The sequence below is a fragment of the Salinilacihabitans rarus genome (genome assembly GCF_024296665.1).
Lineage (GTDB): Archaea > Halobacteriota > Halobacteria > Halobacteriales > Natrialbaceae > Salinilacihabitans > Salinilacihabitans rarus.
Genome location: NZ_CP100762.1, coordinates 1,166,657 through 1,183,583, shown reverse-complemented (window position 1 = coordinate 1,183,583; position 16,927 = coordinate 1,166,657). Strand labels below are relative to the sequence as shown.

Genomic DNA, 16,927 nt, shown 5'->3' with positions numbered 1-16,927 from the left:
CCGGTCAGTCGTCCGCCGGCGCCGGGACCTCCCGATCGGGGTCGACCAGCCGGTCCAGCGCGTCGACCATCGCCTGCACGCTGGCGCGGGTGATGTCCGCCTCGCTGCGGGCGACGGTGACGCTGCGGTCGTCGCGGTGCATCGTCACCTCGACGGTGACGACGGCGTCGGTGCCGCCGGAGACGGCGTCGACGTGGTAGGATTCGAGGTCGGCGTCGGCCGCCGACCCCAGCGCCTCGCGGACGGCGGAGACGGCGGCGTCGACGGGCCCCGAACCGGTCCCCGACGCCACGCGCTCCTCGCCGGCGACCGAGAGCCGGACGCTCGCGGTCGGCACCGGCCCGCCGCTGGTCGCGGTCAGTCCGAGCAGGTCGACGGTCCGCTCGCGGTCGTCGCCGGTGACGTCCTCCGCGATCGCGAGCAGGTCGGCGTCGGTGACCCGGCGGCCGCGGTCGCCGAGTTCGGTCACCCGGGCGGCGATCTCGGCCAGTTCGTCGTCGTCGGCGTCGACGCCGTGCTCGGCGAGTGCGGCCCGGACGCCGGCGCGGCCGGCGTGCTTGCCGAGCGCGAGCCGTCGCTCCCGGCCGACCGTCTCGGGCGGGTACGGCTCGTACATCCGGTCGTCCTTGAGCGTGCCGTCGGTGTGGATGCCGCTCTCGTGGGTGAAGGCGTTCTCGCCGACGACGGCCTTGTTCGGCGCCAGCGGGACGCCCGTCGACCGCGAGACCAGTTGGGCGAGGTCGTACAGCTCTTCGAGAGCGACCGTCTCGACGCCGTAGACGTGTGCCAGCGCGATGGCGACCTCCTCCAGGGCGACGTTGCCGGCGCGCTCGCCGAGACCGTTGACGGTGCAGTGGACGAGGTCGGCACCCGCCGAGACCGCGGCCAGCGCGTTCGTGACGCCCAGGCCGAGGTCGTCGTGGGTGTGGGCGCTGACCGGCCCCAGTTCGGCGAGTCGGGCGACCGCCTCGTGGGTGCGTTCGGGCCCCGCGTGGCCGACGGTGTCGGCGAAGCAGGCCCGGTCGGCGCCGGCGTCCAGCGCCGTCTCCATCACCGCTTCGAGGTAGTCGAGGTCGGCCCGCGAGCCGTCCTCGCCGATGACCTCGACCCAGAGGTCGTGGGCTTTCGCGTACGCGACGAGGTCGGCGGTCGTCTCGAGGACCTCCTCGCGGGTCGTGCCGACTTTCCCCTCGACGTGGCGGTCGCTCGCCGGGACGACGAGGTGGACGCCGTCGACGTCGCAGTCGAGCGCGAGGTCGACGTCGTCCCGGAGCCCGCGACAGAAACTCGTCACGCGGGCGTCGAGGTCGAGGTCGGTCACGCGCGAGATGGCCTCGCGTTCGCCGGCGCCGGTGCAGGCGCTGCCCGCCTCGACGACGGCGACGCCGGCGCGGTCGAGGGCGCGGGCGACGTCGACCTTCTCGTCGGGCGAGAGCGAGACGCCCGGGGCTTGCTCGCCGTCCCGTAACGTCGTATCGAGAAGTCGAACCGTTCGATCGCCGTCCACGCCGGGGACGGTCGCGTCTACCGCAGTGGGGGGTACTTCATCGCCGGAGAATTTCTCGGCCAGCCGCCTCGCGGCGACTTCCCCTATCCTCCACAGCGGGCGTATCTCGTGCCATGTGTATTCCCACCGTACCCCGCACGGGGGTTAACCCCGGCGGTCCGGGGGAATATTGCCGGCGGGCCGGGCCAAGAGCCAACTACCGGGCCGTGGAAGCGCGCGTATGGACCAGCTCAGGCGCTCCCTCCGGGACGCCCCCGTGGTCTCCCGCGACGGCTACGACTACTTCGTCCACGGCGTCACCGACGGGGTGCCGCCGGTCGAGCCGGCGATCCTGCGCGAGGTCGTCGACGCCGTCCGCGAGCGGATCGACTTCGACGGCGTCGACCTGCTGGTCGCCCCCGAGGCGATGGGGGTCCACCACGCGACGGCGCTCTCGCTGTCGACCGACGTTCCGTTCGTCGTCGTCCGCAAGCGATCCTACGGCTTCCCCGACGAGGTCGCGGTCCACCAGCGGACGGGCTACGGCGAGAGCGACTTCCACCTGAACGGCGTCGAGGCCGGCGACCGCGTCGTCCTCGTCGACGACGTCCTCTCCTCGGGGAGCACGATCCGGGCGGTCTCGGCCGCCCTCGCGGAGGCCGGCGCCGAAGTCGCGGACGTGGTCGTCGTCCTCGAACGGGTCGACGCCGACCCCGGCGAGTTGCCCCACGAAGTGACGAGTCTGCTGCGGGTGCGCGTCGAGGACGGGGCCGTCGAGGTCGTCGACTGACGGTTCACGCCCCGTCGTCGAGGACGAGGCGGTCGCCGGCCTCGACGCCGTCGGCCGCCCCCGCCGGCAGTTCGACGATCAGGTCCGCGCGGGCGCGGGCGAGTCCCCGCCACGGCCGGAGCCGTTCGACGCGGCTGACCTCGCCGTCGGCGACCCAGACGACGTCGATGGGGACGAGGACGAACAGCGTGTGGATGCCGCGGCTCCGGACGGACCCGAAGCGGAACGCGAGCGCGTAGTCGTCGGGGAGCGACCGACGGAACATCAGTCCGCGCCCCTGACGCCGGAGCGTGTCGGCGGTCTCGACGTTCGACGCGATCACCGCCGCCCCGTCGGCCGATTCGTGGACGAGTCGCACGCGCCCGACTCGGTGAGGCCGGGGCAAAAAGGTTCACAGTTCGATGCCGACGACCTCCCCCGACTCGCAGGCCGGACACTCGCCGTCCTGTGCCGAGAGCGTCTTCCCGCACCGCCGACACTCGTAGTGAACCCGCTTCGGGTCGCTCTCGTCGCCGCCGACGACCCGCGCGAGCAGTTCGGCCAGTAGCGCCATTCCAGAGGTTCGATCGACGGTCGATCCCGTCCCGGTAAATACTTTGTGAACGGAAAAGAGCTAAATTAACCTCGACTAGACATGTGTATATTACTGAACGGTGGCCCGCGTAGCAATCGTCAGCCCCGGCGGACCGGCCGTGTCGACCCCCGTGAGGGCCAAAGGTAAAGTCGACCGCGCCCTTCCCGTTCCTACGAGCGGGCGACCCCGCTTTCAGCCATGACACGAGTGACGATCCTCGGCGGCGGCGTCGCCGGCCTCACCGCGGCCCACGAACTCGCCGAACGCGGCTTCGACGTGACCGTCTACGAGCGAAACCCCCGCTTCGGCGGGAAGGCCCGAAGTCTCCCCGGCCCCCGCCTCGACGGCGGGGCGGCGCTGCCCGCCGAGCACGGCTTCCGGTTCTTCCCCGGCTTCTACCGCCACGTGATCGACACGATGGAGCGGACGCCGCTCGCGGACGACTCCGGCCGGACCGTCGCGGACAACCTCGTCCGGACGACGCAGATGCTACAGGCCGTCACGACGGGCGACTCGCGGGTCATGGTCACCGACCGCCCGCGGTCGCTCGCCGGGTGGCGCGAGCGACTCGGTTCGATCTTCGGCGGCGCGCAGGTGCCCCCCGACGAGTCGGCGTTCTTCGTCGACCGCCTGCTGACGCTGCTGACCAGTTGCGAGGCGCGCTTCGACGAGGAGTACGAGCGCCTCCCGTGGTGGGAGTTCGTCAACGCCGCGGAGATGTCCGACACCTACCGGAAGTTCCTCGCCTACGGGGTCACCCAGTCGCTGGTCGCGATGCGCCCCGAGGTGGCAAGCACCCGCACCATCGGACGGATCTACCTCCAGATGCTCCGCGGACTGTTCGACGACTCGGTCCACGCCGACCGCCTGCTCAACGGGCCGACCAACGACGCCTGGATCGACCCCTGGGTCGCCCACGTCGAACGCCTCGGCGCGACGCTGCACGCGAACGCGACCGTGACGGCCGTCGAGTTCGACGAGCGCGAGGGGCGCGTCTCGGGCGTCCGCGTCGAGCGCGGCGGCCGCGAGGAACGCGTCGAGTCCGACTACTACGTCCTCGCGGTCCCCGTCGAGGCTGCGCGCCGCCTCGTCACGCCCGAGATCGCGGCCACCGCCCCCTCGCTCGCCGACCTCGACCGGATCGACACCGCGTGGATGAACGGCGTCCAGTTCTACCTCGCCGAGGACGTCCCGACGGTGGAGGGCCACGGCGTCTACTACGACTCGCCGTGGGCGCTGACCTCGATCTCCCAGCGGCAGTTCTGGGAGGAGTTCGACCGCTACGACGGCGACGGCGCCGTCGGCGGCGTCCTCTCGGTCATCATTTCCGAGTGGGACCGGCCCGGAATCGTCTACGAGAAACCCGCCCGCGAGTGCACCCGCGAGGAACTCGCCGCCGAGGTCTGGGCGCAACTGAAAGCCCACCTCGACGGCGGCCCGGCGGACGCGGCGCTCGCGGACGAGAACCTGCTCGAGTGGTTCGTCGACCCCGCGCTGGCGTACGACGAGGCGGCGGGTCGGCTGACCAACCGCGAGCCCCTGCTGGTCAACACCGTCGGCACCCTGCAGTACCGGCCGCCGGCGGACGTCGCCGTCCCGAACCTCGCCGTCGCCGCCGACTACGTCCACACGCACACCGACCTCGCGAGCATGGAGGCGGCCAGCGAGGCGGCGCGGCGGGCCGTCACCGCGATCCTCGAACGGGAGGGCCACCCCTCGGCGGCACCGGGGCTGTGGGAGTTCGACCTGCCGCGGGCGTTCGAACCCGCGCGGCGACAGGACGCCCTCCACTGGCGCCTCGGCCTGCCCCATCCCGGGGCGGCCGCGCCGGCCCTCTGGCGGGGGTACAGGCGGGCGACCGAGGGGCCGCGGACGGGGTTCGCGACCGTCGCCCGGGTGCTCGGCCTGCGGGAGTGAGTCGAGCGCCGACGGTGGATTCAAATCCGAACCCGTCTAACCTTTCCCCGTCGAACATGGAGAAGACGCCCCGCGGCACCCCGGTGGGCGTCGACGACCCCTACGAGTTCGCCGGGGTCTGCGACCACCTCACCGGCGAGGGCCGGTGCCGGTACGCGTTCGATCACTACGGCCACGACCCCGCGTTCGCCCGCGAGCGCGCCGCCGACGACTACGCGTGTCCGGTCGTCGACCCCGACTCCGACTGGGAGTGGGCCGACTGCCCGCACTTTCGCTCGCGCAACCGCGACCGCGAGTGCGTCCGCTGTGGCCTCGAAGAACGCCGGATGGGCCACTCGGACGAGCGCCCGCTGCTCGAGGAACACCACCTCTCGTACGCGAGCGACGGCGAGACCCTCGGCCACGAGATCACGGTCTACCTCTGCCGGTGGTGTCACGCCAAGGTCCACGACTCGTGGGCGCGGATCACCGACGACGTCGCCCCCGACCCGGAGGCGGTCGCCGCCCTCGAGGAGCGCCGCGGGCGCGAACTCGACGAGATGGGCTTCGAGTCGGCCGCCGACCGCTACGGCGACGACGGCGGCTGACGACGGCTCCGCCGCGCGAGTCGCCGGCGCGCTCGTCCGGGCGCGTCGCTTTTGCCGGGGCGGGACCACCGTTGTGGTATGCCCGCTCTCGGCCACGTCCACCTCACCGTGTCGGACCTCGACCGCGCCGTCGACTTCTACGAGACGTACCTCGACCTCGACGTCAGGGAGCGCGTCGATCGCTTCGCGTTCCTCTCGTGGGGCGAGGCCCACCACGACCTCGCGCTCCGGGAGGTCCGGGACGCGACGCCGGCCCCGCCCGGGAGCGCGGGGCTCTACCACGTCGCCTTCGAGGTCGAGGACGCGGCGGCGCTCCGGTCGACCTACCGGCGGCTCCGGGCCGACGGCGTCCCCGTCACGGCGGTCGACCACGACATCAGCGAGGCGCTGTACTTCGACGACCCCGACGGCAACGGCGTCGAGGTCTACCTCGACACGCGCGCGACCGGCGACGAGCGCTGGGGCGGCGCGTCGCGGCCGTTCGATCCCGAGACGCCGTGACGGCTCAGTCCAGAATGTCGCCCACCCGACGCGGCTCGCCGCGCAGGTCGGGCTGGGGAGCGACGATCTTCAGCACCTCGTGGTCGGTGACGTCGTGGTAGGACTTCCCCGTCGCCTCCTCGATCAGTTTCCGTTCGAGGCGAAACTCCGTGCCCTCGTAGACGACGTCGACGCCGTCCTCGTCGAACGCGAGCGTGGTCATACCGGTTCGGACACCTCGGCGATTGAAAAGTGATGCGAACGGCACCGGCCGGGCCGCCGTCAGCCGCCCGTCTGACGCCGCGCGAGGTTTATTACCAGTGCCCTGTTTTGTCTCGGAGTGTGGCGTTTAGCAGGGACCCCCTCGACGAACTCGTCGTGCCCGCGGGAACGAAAGCCGAGGAGCGCGACCTCGTGACCGACGGCGACGTCTTCGTCGGCGGCCGCGCGACGGTCGAGTTCGGCGTCCGCGGGCGGAACGTCCTCGCCGGCGAGGGCGCCCGCTTCGACGGCAGCATCGAGGCCGACGGCGACTGTCGACTCGACATGTGGTGTGAGGTCGCCGACAACGTGCTGGTCGGCGAGGACGCCTACCTCGGCGAGCGCGTCCGCGTCGGCGGCGAACTCAAGGTCGCCGGCGACCTCGACATCGGCGACGACGTCGAGGTCGAGGAAGGGTTCGAGGCCAACGGCTGGATCGTCATCCGCAACCCGATGCCGACGATCGTCTTCCTGTTCGTCTACCTCAAGCACCTCCTGTTGATCGGCGAGGAGGACGCCGCCCAGCGGTTGCTCTCGCAGGTGGTCGACGAGGGCGCGGAGTCCGAGGTCGACGCCGAACCGCTCGTGATCCCGCGCAACGCGACCGTCAGCGACGACGCCTGGCGGGTCTCGACCCCGGCGCGGATCGGCGACGGCTGTCGGCTACACGGCAACGTCCGCGCGGAGACGATCGACGTGGGCGCCGACTGCAACGTCTTCGGCAGCCTCCGCGCCCGCGAGGACGTCGTCGTCGGCGAGGGGGCCCGCATCCACGGCGACCTGACGACCCGCGAGGGCTCGGTCGTCGTCGGCGCGGACACGCGCATCATCGGGGACATCTCCTGTGCCGACCTCGAACTGGGTCCCGGCGCCGAGGTCGACGGCACCATCCGGGCCGCCGGCGAGGTCACGATGCGGACGACCGAGCGCGACCCCGAGTGAGCGCCCGGCCGGCCGCCGGCGATTTTTACCCACATCCTTAATAGCGATAGTTGCGATAGGGAGAGACGAGAATGTCACACGCAATCACATCACGCACCCGGAGGGAGGTATGCGATCGGTCGTACTGACCAAGGGCGTCCCCGACTTCTCCGAGGGGGCGGTCTCGTTCGACGAGGACGGCCACCTGGAGCGAGGGAAGACGCCGACGGTGATGAACCCGAACGACAGGTTCGCACTGGAGGCGGCACTCCAGACGAAGGTGCGCCACGGCGGCCACGTCAGCGGGATGAGCATGGGGCCGCCGGGGTACGCGGAGGTGCTGCAGGAGTCGATGGAGTCGGTCTACCTCGACGACAGCTACCTGCTCTCGGACCGCGAACTCGCCGCCTCGGACACGTGGGCGACGGCGATCACGCTCTGTTCGGCCGTCGAGAAGTACGAGGCGGAGGTCGCCGAGGTCGACCTGATCTTCGCGGGGTTCAAGACCGCCGACGGGGAGACGGGCCACACCGGCCCCCAGACCTGCTGGGGGCTGGAGTGGCCGATCGTCACCCACGTCCTCGCGCTGGACATCGACCCCGACGAGCGCGTCCTGCGGGCGAAGCGGCTCGTCGAGGGCGATATCGACGAGATCGAGACGGTCGAGGCGCCGCTGCCCTGTATGGTCATCGCGGACCCCGAGTTCGAGCCGACCTACCGGCGGGCCGAACACCGCCTGACCCACAAGCGGCTACGCGCCGAGACCGAGCGGCGGGCGGCAGCACACGACGAGCACCTGACGACGTGGGACCACGAGGACATGAACCTCGACCCCGACTACGTCGGGCTGGACGGGTCGCCGACGATCGTCTCGTCGGTCGACCCGATCCCGAAGGCGCCCTCGGAGCGCGAGGCCACGATGGTCGACCCCGACGACACCGAGGGGATGAACGAGGTACTCGAAGAGATGCACGCGTTCGCGGGAGGTGACTGAGATGGTGGATCCGGAGGAACACACGGTCGACGAACTCACGGAGGAACTGGAGACGATCGACGACGCCGACGAACTGAACTCGATCCTCGAAGCCGAACGCGCCGGCAAGGACCGCAAGACGGCCCGCGAGGCGATCAACCGGCGCCTCGACGCGCTCGACCAGGCGGCCGAGAGCGAGGGCGTCGAGGAAGGAACCGAGACGGAAGGCGAGTACGAGGAGACGAAAGAGGACGTGGGCGAGGAGGCCGAAGGCGAGGAGGTCGAAGATGCGGACGCCGAGGCCGAGGAAGCGCCCGAAGAGGAAGACGACGGGCTCTCCCACCCCACCCGCGACAAGCGCCACGTCCGCGCGCTCGAGGGCGGCCACTACGAGGACATGTGGGTGTTCTGTGAGACCCAGGCGGGCGAACTGCTCGACGTCTCGAAGGAGATGCTCGGGAAGGCCCGCGAACTGATGGACGGGTACGCCGAGGACTACGGCGACGAGGAGGACGTCGTCGCGTTCCTGATGGGCGACGACTGCGAGGACCTCGCCGAGGAGTGTCTCGCCTACGGCGCCGACGTCGCGGTCTACCACGACGACCCGCGGCTGGAGCGGTTCCTCCACAAGCCCTACACGGAGATTTCGGCGCACATGGCCCGCGGGCAGGGGGCGATCGAGAGCACCGACTGGCGGGACTACGACGAGCCCCGCTACGTCCTGTTCCCGGCGACGAACAACGGCCGGGACCTCTCGGCGAAGGTGCAGGCGGAACTGGACTCCGGGCTCGCTTCGGACTGTTCGGACCTGTTCATCGAGAACGAGGAGGTCTCGAATCCCGTGAAGACGGGCGAACCCGGCGTCAAGAAGACCTTCGAGAAGGTCTTGCACATGAAGCGGCCGGACTTCTCGGGGTTCGAGTACTCGACGATCCTCTGTCTGGACAACCCCGACCGGGACTTCCACCCGCAGGGAGCTTCCGTCATCCCGGGGACGTTCGACGTCCCCGAACCGGACCCCGACCGCGAGGGGCTGGTCGTCGAGCACGACATGGAACTGGAGGACGACTGGTTCCGCGTCGAGATCACCGAGCACGACCGGCTCGAGGCGGGCGTCGACCTCACGGGCCACGAGGTGGTCGTCTGCCTCGGCCGGGGCATCGGCCGCGACCCGACGGAAGGGATCGAACTCGGCCTCGACCTCGTCGACGCCTTCGACGACGCCGCGCTCGGGATCACCCGCGGCATCGTCACCTCCTCGTACCAGTTCGAGGGCCACGTCGAGGGGTACACCCGCGAGGAGCGCCAGATCGGCGAGACCGGACAGGTCGTCGCCCCCGACCTCTACGTCGCCGCGGGCGTCTCCGGTGCCGTCCAGCACAAGGTCGGGATGGACGAGTCCGACACCATCGTCGCGATCAACACCGACCCCGACGCGCGCATCCGGGACTTCTCGGACTACTTCGTCGAGGGCGACCTCTTCGAGGTGTTGCCCCGGCTGACCCGGGCGATCGAGTCGGACGAACTGGACATCGAAGCCGTCGCCACCGGAGGTGACGACTGATGGCGGCCGACGGCTACGAGCACTTCGAGGCGGTCGTCGTCGGCTGTGGCCCCGGCGGGGCGGCCGCGGCGGCGCGGCTGGCCGACCACGGCGTCGAGACGCTCGTGCTCGAACGGGGCGTCGAGGCCGGGTCGAAGAACGTCTCCGGCGGGCTGATCTACGCCGAGGAGTCCGCGCCGTACACGATCGACGACCTCTTCGACGGCTTCCGCGAGGAGGCCGCCGAGCGGCCCGTGACGGACTACTACATCCACAACGTCGCGGGCGAGAAGGTCAGAACCTACGACCTGACCGACCTCCACGAGCACGACACCGAGTGGTGCGACGCCGTCTTGCGCCGGGAGATGGACGCGTGGCTCGAAGAGCGCGTCCACGAGAAGACGAGCGAGACGGGCGGGGGCGTCCTGACGGACGTTCGGGTCAACGGCCTCCTGCGGGAGAACGGCGAGATCGTCGGCGTCACCTGCGACGAACTCGACCCGATCCGGGCGGACCTGATCGTCGCCGCCGACGGCGTCAACTCCGAACTCGCCCGCGACGCGGGGCTGATGGACTGGGAGGAGCCCGACGAGTGGTTCCAGGGGGTCAAGGCGGTCGTCGAGATGGACCCCGAGACGATCGAAGACCGGTTCGCGGTCGGCGACGACGAGGGCGTCGCCCACCTGTTCTCGGGCGACCTCTTCGAGGACGTCCGCGGCGGCGGCTTCCTCTACACCAACGCCGACACGCTCTCGATCGGGACCGTCTTCCACCTCGACAGCCTCGTCGAGGAGCGCGCGGAACCCCACGAACTGCTCGACGCGCTGCTGACCCACCCGCTGATGGCACAGTGGCTCGGCGACGAGTACGACGAACTGGAGTACGGAGCCAAACTGGTGCCGGACTCGAAGAAGGTCGCCCACCGCGAGCCCTACCGCGACCGACTGGTGCTCGTCGGCGACGCCGGCGGCCAGATGCAGGCCCAGGGGCCGATCATCAAGGGAATGAACCACGCCGTCACGGCGGGCGCGCTCGCGGCCGACGCGTTCGCCGCCACCCGCGACAACCCCGGTCCGTCCGCGGCGGGCCGCAAGTACGCCGAGATGCTCGGGAAGTCGGGGACGATGGCCAAACTCCGTCCCCGACGGTACGACCTCGCGAGCGCCGTCGGCGAGCGCGACGCCGTGACGAACGTCGTCGAGACCGTCCTCGACTCGTCGGTCGGCCGCCTCGCGGTGGGCAACGCGGTCGCCGACCGTCTGCTCCGGCGGGCGTACAACTCGCCGTTCCTCGTGTCGATGCTGCCCGACACCCGCACCGGCTACGTCACCATCCCGTCGATCCTCGGCGAGGAACGCGGCCGGACCGTCCACTGGGAGAACGACGTCGAACCGCCGAGTCTCGAGGAGCGCATCGGCGACCTCACCTACGACACCGACGTCGGCAACCCGCACATCCGACTGCGCGACGAGTCCTTCGAGGCCAGCGGGGCGGCGGTCTACGCCTGTCCCGTCAGCGCCGAGGACTTCGGCGGCGGCTGCTACCGCGCCGAGACCGTCGAGACCAACGGCGACGAGGAGACGCTCGTCAGCCTCGACACCCAGCCCTGCGTCGAGTGTGGGACCTGCGCCATCGTCGCCGACACCGAGTGGGAACACCCCCGCGGCGGCAAGGGCGTCGAGTTCCGCCAGGGGTGAGACCGCGGTGAGCCGGTACGGCCCCCGGATCGCCGCCCTCGAACGCCGCGCCGAGCGCGAGCGCGCGGCGGTCGACCCCGACGCGGCCTCGCCCGACCGGGCGACCGAGTACCTCCGCGAGGGCGCGGGCCGGGCCATCTGGCTCTACGTCGAGGGCCGCACCGGCGGGCGGATGACCCGCTTCTCGCCGGCGGAACTGCGCGCGCTCGAACGCGCGATGAACGCCTGGTTCGAGTGTTACGCGGCCTGCCACGGCGTCGACCTCGACGCCGAGTTCACCGTCCGCGAGGCCGCGGAACTCCTCCTCGAGACCCGGAACGTCCACGACGTCGGCCAGTTGCTGACGGGCGTGCCGGCGCGGACGTGACGTTCTCCGGGGTGGCGGTCCGTGCGACGACCGTCAATCGGCGCGGGATGTGCGGACCGCCGCCCCGCGGGCCTCGTCGAGGAGTCTGCCGGCGTGGAAGGCGACAGAGAAGTCCCGCGGGCTCGGAATCGCGCAGGCGAGCCAGCCGATGGCGACCGCGGCCGCGACGGGCCGGTCGGCCGGCAGCAGGCCTGCCGCGCCGGCCCCGAAGATCGGAACGGCGAGCGCCAGCGGCGCGAGCGCGGCCAGTCGGACGACCCACGGCGGTTCCCGCCCGGTGGGGCGGGGGCGGACGGCCGCCCACGGGCGCCTCGCCAGCGCGGCGACGGTGCCCTCGGCCCGGCCGGGCAGGTAGGCGACGTCGTAGGCGACGCCGCCGACCCGGAGCACGAGCGCGTGGGCGCCCTCGTGGGCGAGCGTGCCGAGCGCGACGACGAGGGGGAGGGCGAGCGCGGCGACGAACACGTTCGTTCCGATCATGGCTGGCGCGAGTCGCGGGCCGGCACGCGGGGACTCGCGTATCCGGAAGTTAGCGCGGCGGCCGAAACCGCCCCGGGTTCACCTGTGGGTCCATTATGCCCGGCGGGTCGGACACGAACAACCATTATATACTGTGGCGCGTTATGACGTGCCATGATGTTCGGCGAGGAACTCGAGTTCGGCCACGAGGATCGCAGACGGATCTACGAGTACGTCGAGCGACACGGGGCCGTCGACCCCGAGGAGGTCCGCGACCGGTTACGGCTCGATCCGGGGGGTTTTCGCCACCACGTGGCGATCCTCAAACGCGACGGCCGCATCGACACCGAGGGCGGGACCCTCCGTGTCACGCTCGACGGCGGCGCGGCGGAGGAGTACCGCAGCGACGACGTCGCGTTCCACATCCGGCCGGCCCGTCAGGAGGACCTGACGGGCATCGTCGGCGCGATCCGGCGGGTCGCCGAGGAGCGGCGGTACATCGTCGCCGAGAGCGTCGCCGACGAGGTCGACCACCAGGACGCGCTGTTGCGACACAACGAGATCGAGTCGCGGGTGTTCTTCGTCGCGACCGTCGAGGACGAGGTCGTCGGCTGGGTCCACCTCAACGCGCCCGAACTCGACAAACTGAGCCACACCGCCGAACTCACCGTCGGGGTCCTAGATGAGTACCGCGGCTACGGCATCGGCTCGCACCTGCTCTCGCGCGGGCTCGGATGGGCCGGCTCGCACGGCTACGAGAAGGTCTACAACAGCGTCCCGTCGACGAACGAGGACGCGATCGGCTTCCTCGAAGGCCACGGCTGGGAGATCGAGGCGGTCCGCGAGGACCACTACAAGATCGACGGCGAGTACGTCGACGAAGTGATGATGGCGCTCGAACTCTGAGTCCGGCGAGTTCGAACAGTTCCTCGTACTCCCCCGGTAGCTGGCCTTTCGGGTCGTCGCTCGCGCCTTCGGTGGGGCCTCTCAGTTTCCGGGCGCCGAGACGACGTCGCGACCGAGTCCGAACGCGGCCGGGTCGACGCCGATCACCTCGCAGACGGCCCGAAAACACGCGGCGTCGACCGGGGCCTCCCCCGAGAGCCGCACCCGGTCGCCGTCAACGGCGACGAGGCCGACCTCCGAGAGCTTCGGGAGGTGGACGTGGTGTAGCGAGACGAGGACGGCCTCGCGGTCGGCGGGTGCGACCGCGTCGGGGTCACGCCCCGACGTGCGGGCGGCGACGAGCGCCGCGAGGTCGGCCCGCGGGAGGGGGTCGGTGCGGTCCGCGAGCGCCGACAGCACGGCGCGACGACGCGGGTGTGCGATCGCGTCGAGCAGCGCGTCGTGGCGGCCGTCGCCGGCGGTGGCGTGGGCGACGAGGCGGTCCTCGGTCCGCGAGCGGGTCGACCGCCGGCGGACGGTGTCGCGTCGTCGGTCGTACGCGAGCAGGCCGGCCTCGCGGAGCCGCGGCACGTGGACGTGCCGGAGGCTGGTGAGTACCTCCTCGATGCGGGCGTCGAGCGCGTCGTCCGGTGCGGTCGGCGCCTCGCGGCAGGCGATGGCGGTCGCGAGGCGGGAGACGTGGATCGGCTCGTCGACCTCCCGGAGGAGCGAGAGCAGGGCCCGCCGGCGGCCGTTCGCGAGCGCGTCGAAGATCGTCTGTGGGGGCGAAACGTGGGAATTCGCGCTCATGGTTTGTTTGGTACCGGTTACCGTCCGGGAGGCGGCCCGCGGGCATGAGGCCACCGCCTAAGTATCGTGGTATCCGGGCGCCGGGTTCGCGGAACCGAAAGACAGTTTTTTCGACCGACGCTACGGGGACTCATGCTCTCGATCGCGCTTGCCGGCAAGCCAAACGCCGGCAAGTCCACCTTCTACACTGCGGCGACGATGGCCGAGGTGGACGTCGCCAACTACCCGTTCACCACCATCGACGCCAACCGGGGGGTGAGCCACGCCCGCACGGAGTGTCCCTGTCTCGAACGCGACGAGCGGTGTAACTCCGAGCACTGTCGGGACGGCAAGCGGTACGTCCCGATCGAACTGCTCGACGTCGCGGGGCTGGTGCCCGGCGCCCACGAGGGGAAGGGACTGGGCAACCAGTTCCTCGACGAACTGACGAACGCGGACGCGATAATCAACGTCATCGACGCCTCCGGCGCGACGAACGAGAAGGGCGAACCGGTCGAGGCCGGCGAACACGACCCGATCGAGGACGTCGACTTCGTCGAGGAGGAGATGGACATGTGGCTCGCGGGCATCGTCGAGCGCAACTGGGAGTCCGTCGAGCGCAAGTCCCGCTCGCCGGAGTTCGATCTGGACGACGCGCTCGCGGACATGCTGACCGGCTTCGGCGCCTCCCCCGCGGACGTGGCGGCGACGCTGCGCGGCCTCGAGTACCCCGACGACCCCATCCAGTGGACCGACGCGGACCGCGAGGTGCTCGCCCGCGAGGTACGCCGGCGGACGAAACCGATCGTCGTCGCCGCCAACAAGATCGACGTCGCCCCCGAGGAGAACGTCGAGCGCCTCCTCGACCTCGACAAGCCCGTGGTCCCGACGACCGCGGAGGGCGAACTCGCGCTCCGGCGGGCCGCCGAGAACGGCCTCGTCGACTACGATCCGGGCGACGCGACCGTCGAGATCACCGGCGACGTCAGCGACGCCCAGCGCGGGGCGCTCTCGGCGCTCGCGGAGACGATGGAACGCTGGGACGGCACCGGCGTCCAGGCCGCGCTGAACTACGCGGTCTACGACCTGCTCGCACACCTGACGGCCTACCCCGTCGAGGACGCCTCGAAGTGGTCCGACGGCAGCGGCAACGTCCTCCCCGACGCCTTCCTGCTGCCCGCGGGGTCGACGCCGGTCGACCTCGCCTACGCGGTCCACTCCGACATCGGCGACGGCTACCTCCACGCCGTCGACGCGAAGTCGAACCGGGAGGTCGCCGAGGGCTACGAACTCGACGAGGGCGACGTGATCAAGATCGTGAGCACGAACTGATACAGCCGGAATTAGAGCGCGTTACTCGTTTTCGAGCGCGTCGTAGATATCTCGATTCGCGTCCCGGTCAGCCGCTGCTACCCGCTGGACGAGTTCCCGTCGGATGTCGTCCATCACTTCGTCGAGCGGAGACCCGGACTCAGAACCTTCCTCGGTCGCCATATTTGTCGTATTGTCCCGACTGCGGTTAACCGTTCGGGTTAGACGAGCCGTCGGTCAGTTCGTTCAGTCCGTATTGGATGAGGTCGTCGCGCCACTGTTCAATCTCGCCTGGGAGGTCGATTTCTTCGGTGTGAGACCGAAGGTATTCGAGAGTTTCCGTTTCGTCGACGGTTGCCTGATCGGTGCCGAACTGCTTGAGGATCGTCCTGATTTCGTTGTCGTACGCGAACCGATACCCGTTGAGAACGTAGAACACGACCGTCGTGTTGAGTGCAGTACGCTTACGCTTGTTTGCGTCGACGAACGGGTGGTTTGCCACCAACAGCCGGATGAGGTGAAACGCTTTTTCGTGGATCGTCTCGGGTACCGTTCCGAAACTCCCACTCTCGATGTAGTTCAGGGCAAACTCGATATCGCCACGATTCTGGACGCCAGCGTGCGTGTCAGAATACTCTGATACGATGTCGTCGTGGATGGCGAGAATGTCGCCCACTGACGGATACCAGAACGAGTCTGCCATTCGTTCGTTCGATCAGACTGCATCCGAGGTAATCCTTGCTATTGCAGTCCACGGATTTTGTCTGAATTTATCCGTTGTGTACACTGTGTGCACTCAGAAGTAGTGATCAAGATCGTGAGCACGAACTGACGTTACTGGGCGAGCCTGCGGCGTCTACACGGACTCGGTGAGCCCCCCGTCGACGCGGACGTTCTGTCCGGTGACGTAGCTCGAAGCGGGCGAGAGCAGGTACGCGACCGCGTCCGCGATCTCCGCGGTTCGTGCCGGCCGTCCCATCGGGATTCGCTCCCTCGTTTCCTCGTCTACGTCGTAACTGTCGACGAATCCGGGCTGGACCGTGTTCATCCGGATTCCGCTCGCCGCGTACCGATCCGCGTAGAGTTTGGTGAAACTCCCGAGTCCGGCCCGAAGCACCGACGAGACGGGAAACTCGCCGGACGGTTCGAACGCCGAGAACGTGGAGATGTTCACGATCGACCCGTGGCCCTGTTCTTCCATGATGGGCGTGACGAGGCGGGCCATCCGGACGGCGTTCAACAGCACGAGGTCCAACCCCTCGTGCCACTCCTCGTCGGAGATTTCGAGGAGGTCGCCGGTCGCCGGGTGACCCGTGTTGTTCACCACGGCGTCGATGCGCCCGTAGCGTTCGTACGTCGTCTCGACGAGGGCGGCCAGGTCCTCGGGGTCGGTCACCGAGCCTTCGAACCCGTCCCCGCCGAGGTCGGTCGCGACCTCGACGGCGCTGCCCGACCGCGACAGCAGAACCGGCGTGTATCCGTCCTCGCTCAGTCGCCGGGCACAGGCCGCCCCGATACCGCGTCCCGCCGCCGTCACGATCGCGACGTTCGTATCGGCCATACGACTACGAACGCGGCCGCGTTCATAAAGTTCGGTTCAGTAGGTGTCCGAACCCGTCACACGTCGTCTCCGACTACTGCCCGCAGGCGACGCGTTCGACGGCGAGTACGAATCCGTACGGCAGATACGCGGCGAACGCCGAGAGGCCGAGCGAGCGCATCACACCGACGGTCGCCATCCACGGGAAGATCGAGGCCGGACTGATCGCGGCGTAGCTGATCCGGGCGGACCTGGTCGGTACGATAGCCGTGGGTGCCCGCGGGCGGTCGTCGGGTTCGGGACGGGACTCGGGGACGCATTGACGGAGGTGGAGCCCCATCGTGGAC

21 protein-coding genes are annotated in these 16,927 nt (G+C 69.9%); 11 read left to right on the top strand and 10 right to left on the bottom strand.

What is annotated here, in order from left to right:
• Positions 1 to 4: 4 nt before the first annotated feature.
• Entirely contained in the window at positions 5 to 1,507 is a 1,503-nt protein-coding gene (locus NKG98_RS06275; protein WP_254768807.1) for a (R)-citramalate synthase, read from the bottom strand.
• 220 nt (positions 1,508 to 1,727) lie between these two features.
• Between NKG98_RS06275 and hpt the strand changes: the two genes are divergently transcribed.
• Positions 1,728 to 2,276, top strand: a complete 549-nt coding sequence (gene hpt / locus NKG98_RS06270; protein ID WP_254768806.1) for a hypoxanthine/guanine phosphoribosyltransferase — start codon at positions 1,728 to 1,730, stop codon at positions 2,274 to 2,276.
• A 4-nt stretch (positions 2,277 to 2,280) separates the two neighbouring features.
• Here hpt and NKG98_RS06265 read toward each other — a convergent pair whose 3' ends face one another.
• Positions 2,281 to 2,634 carry a DUF192 domain-containing protein gene (locus NKG98_RS06265; protein WP_254768805.1) on the bottom strand — a complete coding sequence of 118 codons (354 nt, stop codon included), beginning with the start codon at positions 2,632 to 2,634 and terminating at the stop codon, positions 2,281 to 2,283.
• 33 nt (positions 2,635 to 2,667) lie between these two features.
• Complete coding sequence (locus NKG98_RS06260; RefSeq protein ID WP_254768804.1) at positions 2,668 to 2,829, bottom strand: hypothetical protein; 162 nt, start codon at positions 2,827 to 2,829, stop codon at positions 2,668 to 2,670.
• Positions 2,830 to 3,048: 219 nt separating this feature from the next.
• On the opposite strand from NKG98_RS06260, the gene NKG98_RS06255 reads away from it, so the two are divergent.
• The 3 genes from NKG98_RS06255 (at position 3,049) to NKG98_RS06245 (ending at position 5,855) form a co-directional block, all read left to right on the top strand.
• Positions 3,049 to 4,767 carry a hydroxysqualene dehydroxylase gene (locus NKG98_RS06255; protein WP_254768803.1) on the top strand — a complete coding sequence of 573 codons (1,719 nt, stop codon included), beginning with the start codon at positions 3,049 to 3,051 and terminating at the stop codon, positions 4,765 to 4,767.
• 56 nt (positions 4,768 to 4,823) lie between these two features.
• Positions 4,824 to 5,354: a DUF7097 family protein gene (locus NKG98_RS06250; protein ID WP_254768802.1), complete on the top strand. Its 531-nt coding sequence runs from the start codon at positions 4,824 to 4,826 to the stop codon at positions 5,352 to 5,354.
• 78 nt (positions 5,355 to 5,432) lie between these two features.
• Entirely contained in the window at positions 5,433 to 5,855 is a 423-nt protein-coding gene (locus NKG98_RS06245) for a VOC family protein (protein WP_254768801.1), read from the top strand.
• A gap of 4 nt (positions 5,856 to 5,859) precedes the next feature.
• Here NKG98_RS06245 and NKG98_RS06240 read toward each other — a convergent pair whose 3' ends face one another.
• Positions 5,860 to 6,057, bottom strand: coding sequence for a DUF5800 family protein (locus NKG98_RS06240; RefSeq protein ID WP_254768800.1), 198 nt, complete (start codon positions 6,055 to 6,057; stop codon positions 5,860 to 5,862).
• Positions 6,058 to 6,176: 119 nt separating this feature from the next.
• Between NKG98_RS06240 and NKG98_RS06235 the strand changes: the two genes are divergently transcribed.
• The 5 genes from NKG98_RS06235 to NKG98_RS06215 all read left to right on the top strand — a co-directional run bounded on the left by NKG98_RS06235 (position 6,177) and on the right by NKG98_RS06215 (position 11,596).
• A complete protein-coding gene (locus NKG98_RS06235; RefSeq protein ID WP_254768799.1) occupies positions 6,177 to 7,037 on the top strand; it encodes a polymer-forming cytoskeletal protein in 861 nt (286 codons plus the stop codon).
• 109 nt (positions 7,038 to 7,146) lie between these two features.
• The gene (locus tag NKG98_RS06230) at positions 7,147 to 8,010 is read left to right on the top strand and encodes an electron transfer flavoprotein subunit beta/FixA family protein (RefSeq protein ID WP_254768798.1); all 864 of its coding nucleotides are present in this window, start codon (positions 7,147 to 7,149) and stop codon (positions 8,008 to 8,010) included.
• A 1-nt stretch (position 8,011) separates the two neighbouring features.
• Positions 8,012 to 9,553, top strand: coding sequence for an electron transfer flavoprotein subunit alpha/FixB family protein (locus tag NKG98_RS06225; protein WP_254768797.1), 1,542 nt, complete (start codon positions 8,012 to 8,014; stop codon positions 9,551 to 9,553).
• Positions 9,553 to 11,229, top strand: a complete 1,677-nt coding sequence (locus tag NKG98_RS06220) for an FAD-dependent monooxygenase (RefSeq protein ID WP_254768796.1) — start codon at positions 9,553 to 9,555, stop codon at positions 11,227 to 11,229. Before NKG98_RS06225 ends, NKG98_RS06220 begins: the two co-directional genes overlap by 1 nt.
• Before the next feature lie 7 nt (positions 11,230 to 11,236).
• The gene (locus tag NKG98_RS06215; RefSeq protein WP_254768795.1) at positions 11,237 to 11,596 is read left to right on the top strand and encodes a DUF8055 family protein; all 360 of its coding nucleotides are present in this window, start codon (positions 11,237 to 11,239) and stop codon (positions 11,594 to 11,596) included.
• Between the two features lie 33 nt (positions 11,597 to 11,629).
• On the opposite strand, the gene NKG98_RS06210 is transcribed toward NKG98_RS06215, so the two are convergent.
• Positions 11,630 to 12,076: a hypothetical protein gene (locus NKG98_RS06210; protein ID WP_254768794.1), complete on the bottom strand. Its 447-nt coding sequence runs from the start codon at positions 12,074 to 12,076 to the stop codon at positions 11,630 to 11,632.
• A gap of 153 nt (positions 12,077 to 12,229) precedes the next feature.
• On the opposite strand from NKG98_RS06210, the gene NKG98_RS06205 reads away from it, so the two are divergent.
• The gene (locus tag NKG98_RS06205; protein WP_254768793.1) at positions 12,230 to 12,961 is read left to right on the top strand and encodes a bifunctional helix-turn-helix transcriptional regulator/GNAT family N-acetyltransferase; all 732 of its coding nucleotides are present in this window, start codon (positions 12,230 to 12,232) and stop codon (positions 12,959 to 12,961) included.
• Between the two features lie 81 nt (positions 12,962 to 13,042).
• On the opposite strand, the gene NKG98_RS06200 is transcribed toward NKG98_RS06205, so the two are convergent.
• The gene (locus NKG98_RS06200) at positions 13,043 to 13,750 is read right to left on the bottom strand and encodes a DUF7344 domain-containing protein (protein ID WP_254768792.1); all 708 of its coding nucleotides are present in this window, start codon (positions 13,748 to 13,750) and stop codon (positions 13,043 to 13,045) included.
• Positions 13,751 to 13,882: 132 nt separating this feature from the next.
• Here NKG98_RS06200 and NKG98_RS06195 point away from each other — a divergent pair, with 132 nt between their 5' ends.
• On the top strand, positions 13,883 to 15,061 hold the full coding sequence (locus tag NKG98_RS06195; RefSeq protein WP_254768791.1) for a redox-regulated ATPase YchF: 1,179 nt from the start codon (positions 13,883 to 13,885) through the stop codon (positions 15,059 to 15,061).
• A gap of 21 nt (positions 15,062 to 15,082) precedes the next feature.
• Here NKG98_RS06195 and NKG98_RS06190 read toward each other — a convergent pair whose 3' ends face one another.
• The 4 genes from NKG98_RS06190 to NKG98_RS06175 form a co-directional block, all read right to left on the bottom strand.
• Positions 15,083 to 15,223, bottom strand: coding sequence for a hypothetical protein (locus tag NKG98_RS06190; RefSeq protein ID WP_006087969.1), 141 nt, complete (start codon positions 15,221 to 15,223; stop codon positions 15,083 to 15,085).
• Between the two features lie 25 nt (positions 15,224 to 15,248).
• Positions 15,249 to 15,743, bottom strand: coding sequence for a type II toxin-antitoxin system death-on-curing family toxin (locus tag NKG98_RS06185; RefSeq protein WP_254768790.1), 495 nt, complete (start codon positions 15,741 to 15,743; stop codon positions 15,249 to 15,251).
• Between the two features lie 153 nt (positions 15,744 to 15,896).
• Positions 15,897 to 16,601 (bottom strand): SDR family oxidoreductase, encoded by a 705-nt coding sequence (locus tag NKG98_RS06180; protein ID WP_254768789.1) that lies wholly within the window; start codon positions 16,599 to 16,601, stop codon positions 15,897 to 15,899.
• A 73-nt stretch (positions 16,602 to 16,674) separates the two neighbouring features.
• A complete protein-coding gene (locus NKG98_RS06175; protein WP_254768788.1) occupies positions 16,675 to 16,920 on the bottom strand; it encodes a hypothetical protein in 246 nt (81 codons plus the stop codon).
• Positions 16,921 to 16,927: the final 7 nt, after the last annotated feature.

Excerpts from the sequence above, each read along its gene's own strand:
- NKG98_RS06240 (WP_254768800.1), bottom strand. The coding sequence starts at position 6,057 with ATGACCACGCTCGCGTTCGACGAGGACGGCGTCGACGTCGTCTACGAG.
- NKG98_RS06195 (WP_254768791.1), top strand. The coding sequence starts at position 13,883 with ATGCTCTCGATCGCGCTTGCCGGCAAGCCAAACGCCGGCAAGTCCACC.
- NKG98_RS06175 (WP_254768788.1), bottom strand. The coding sequence starts at position 16,920 with ATGGGGCTCCACCTCCGTCAATGCGTCCCCGAGTCCCGTCCCGAACCC.
- NKG98_RS06190 (WP_006087969.1), bottom strand. The coding sequence starts at position 15,223 with ATGGCGACCGAGGAAGGTTCTGAGTCCGGGTCTCCGCTCGACGAAGTG.
- NKG98_RS06225 (WP_254768797.1), top strand. The coding sequence starts at position 8,012 with ATGGTGGATCCGGAGGAACACACGGTCGACGAACTCACGGAGGAACTG.
- NKG98_RS06180 (WP_254768789.1), bottom strand. The coding sequence starts at position 16,601 with ATGGCCGATACGAACGTCGCGATCGTGACGGCGGCGGGACGCGGTATC.
- NKG98_RS06250 (WP_254768802.1), top strand. The coding sequence starts at position 4,824 with ATGGAGAAGACGCCCCGCGGCACCCCGGTGGGCGTCGACGACCCCTAC.
- hpt (WP_254768806.1), top strand. The coding sequence starts at position 1,728 with ATGGACCAGCTCAGGCGCTCCCTCCGGGACGCCCCCGTGGTCTCCCGC.
- NKG98_RS06205 (WP_254768793.1), top strand. The coding sequence starts at position 12,230 with ATGATGTTCGGCGAGGAACTCGAGTTCGGCCACGAGGATCGCAGACGG.
- NKG98_RS06230 (WP_254768798.1), top strand. The coding sequence starts at position 7,147 with ATGCGATCGGTCGTACTGACCAAGGGCGTCCCCGACTTCTCCGAGGGG.
- NKG98_RS06260 (WP_254768804.1), bottom strand. The coding sequence starts at position 2,829 with ATGGCGCTACTGGCCGAACTGCTCGCGCGGGTCGTCGGCGGCGACGAG.
- NKG98_RS06220 (WP_254768796.1), top strand. The coding sequence starts at position 9,553 with ATGGCGGCCGACGGCTACGAGCACTTCGAGGCGGTCGTCGTCGGCTGT.
- NKG98_RS06210 (WP_254768794.1), bottom strand. The coding sequence starts at position 12,076 with ATGATCGGAACGAACGTGTTCGTCGCCGCGCTCGCCCTCCCCCTCGTC.
- NKG98_RS06185 (WP_254768790.1), bottom strand. The coding sequence starts at position 15,743 with ATGGCAGACTCGTTCTGGTATCCGTCAGTGGGCGACATTCTCGCCATC.
- NKG98_RS06255 (WP_254768803.1), top strand. The coding sequence starts at position 3,049 with ATGACACGAGTGACGATCCTCGGCGGCGGCGTCGCCGGCCTCACCGCG.
- NKG98_RS06200 (WP_254768792.1), bottom strand. The coding sequence starts at position 13,750 with ATGAGCGCGAATTCCCACGTTTCGCCCCCACAGACGATCTTCGACGCG.
- NKG98_RS06245 (WP_254768801.1), top strand. The coding sequence starts at position 5,433 with ATGCCCGCTCTCGGCCACGTCCACCTCACCGTGTCGGACCTCGACCGC.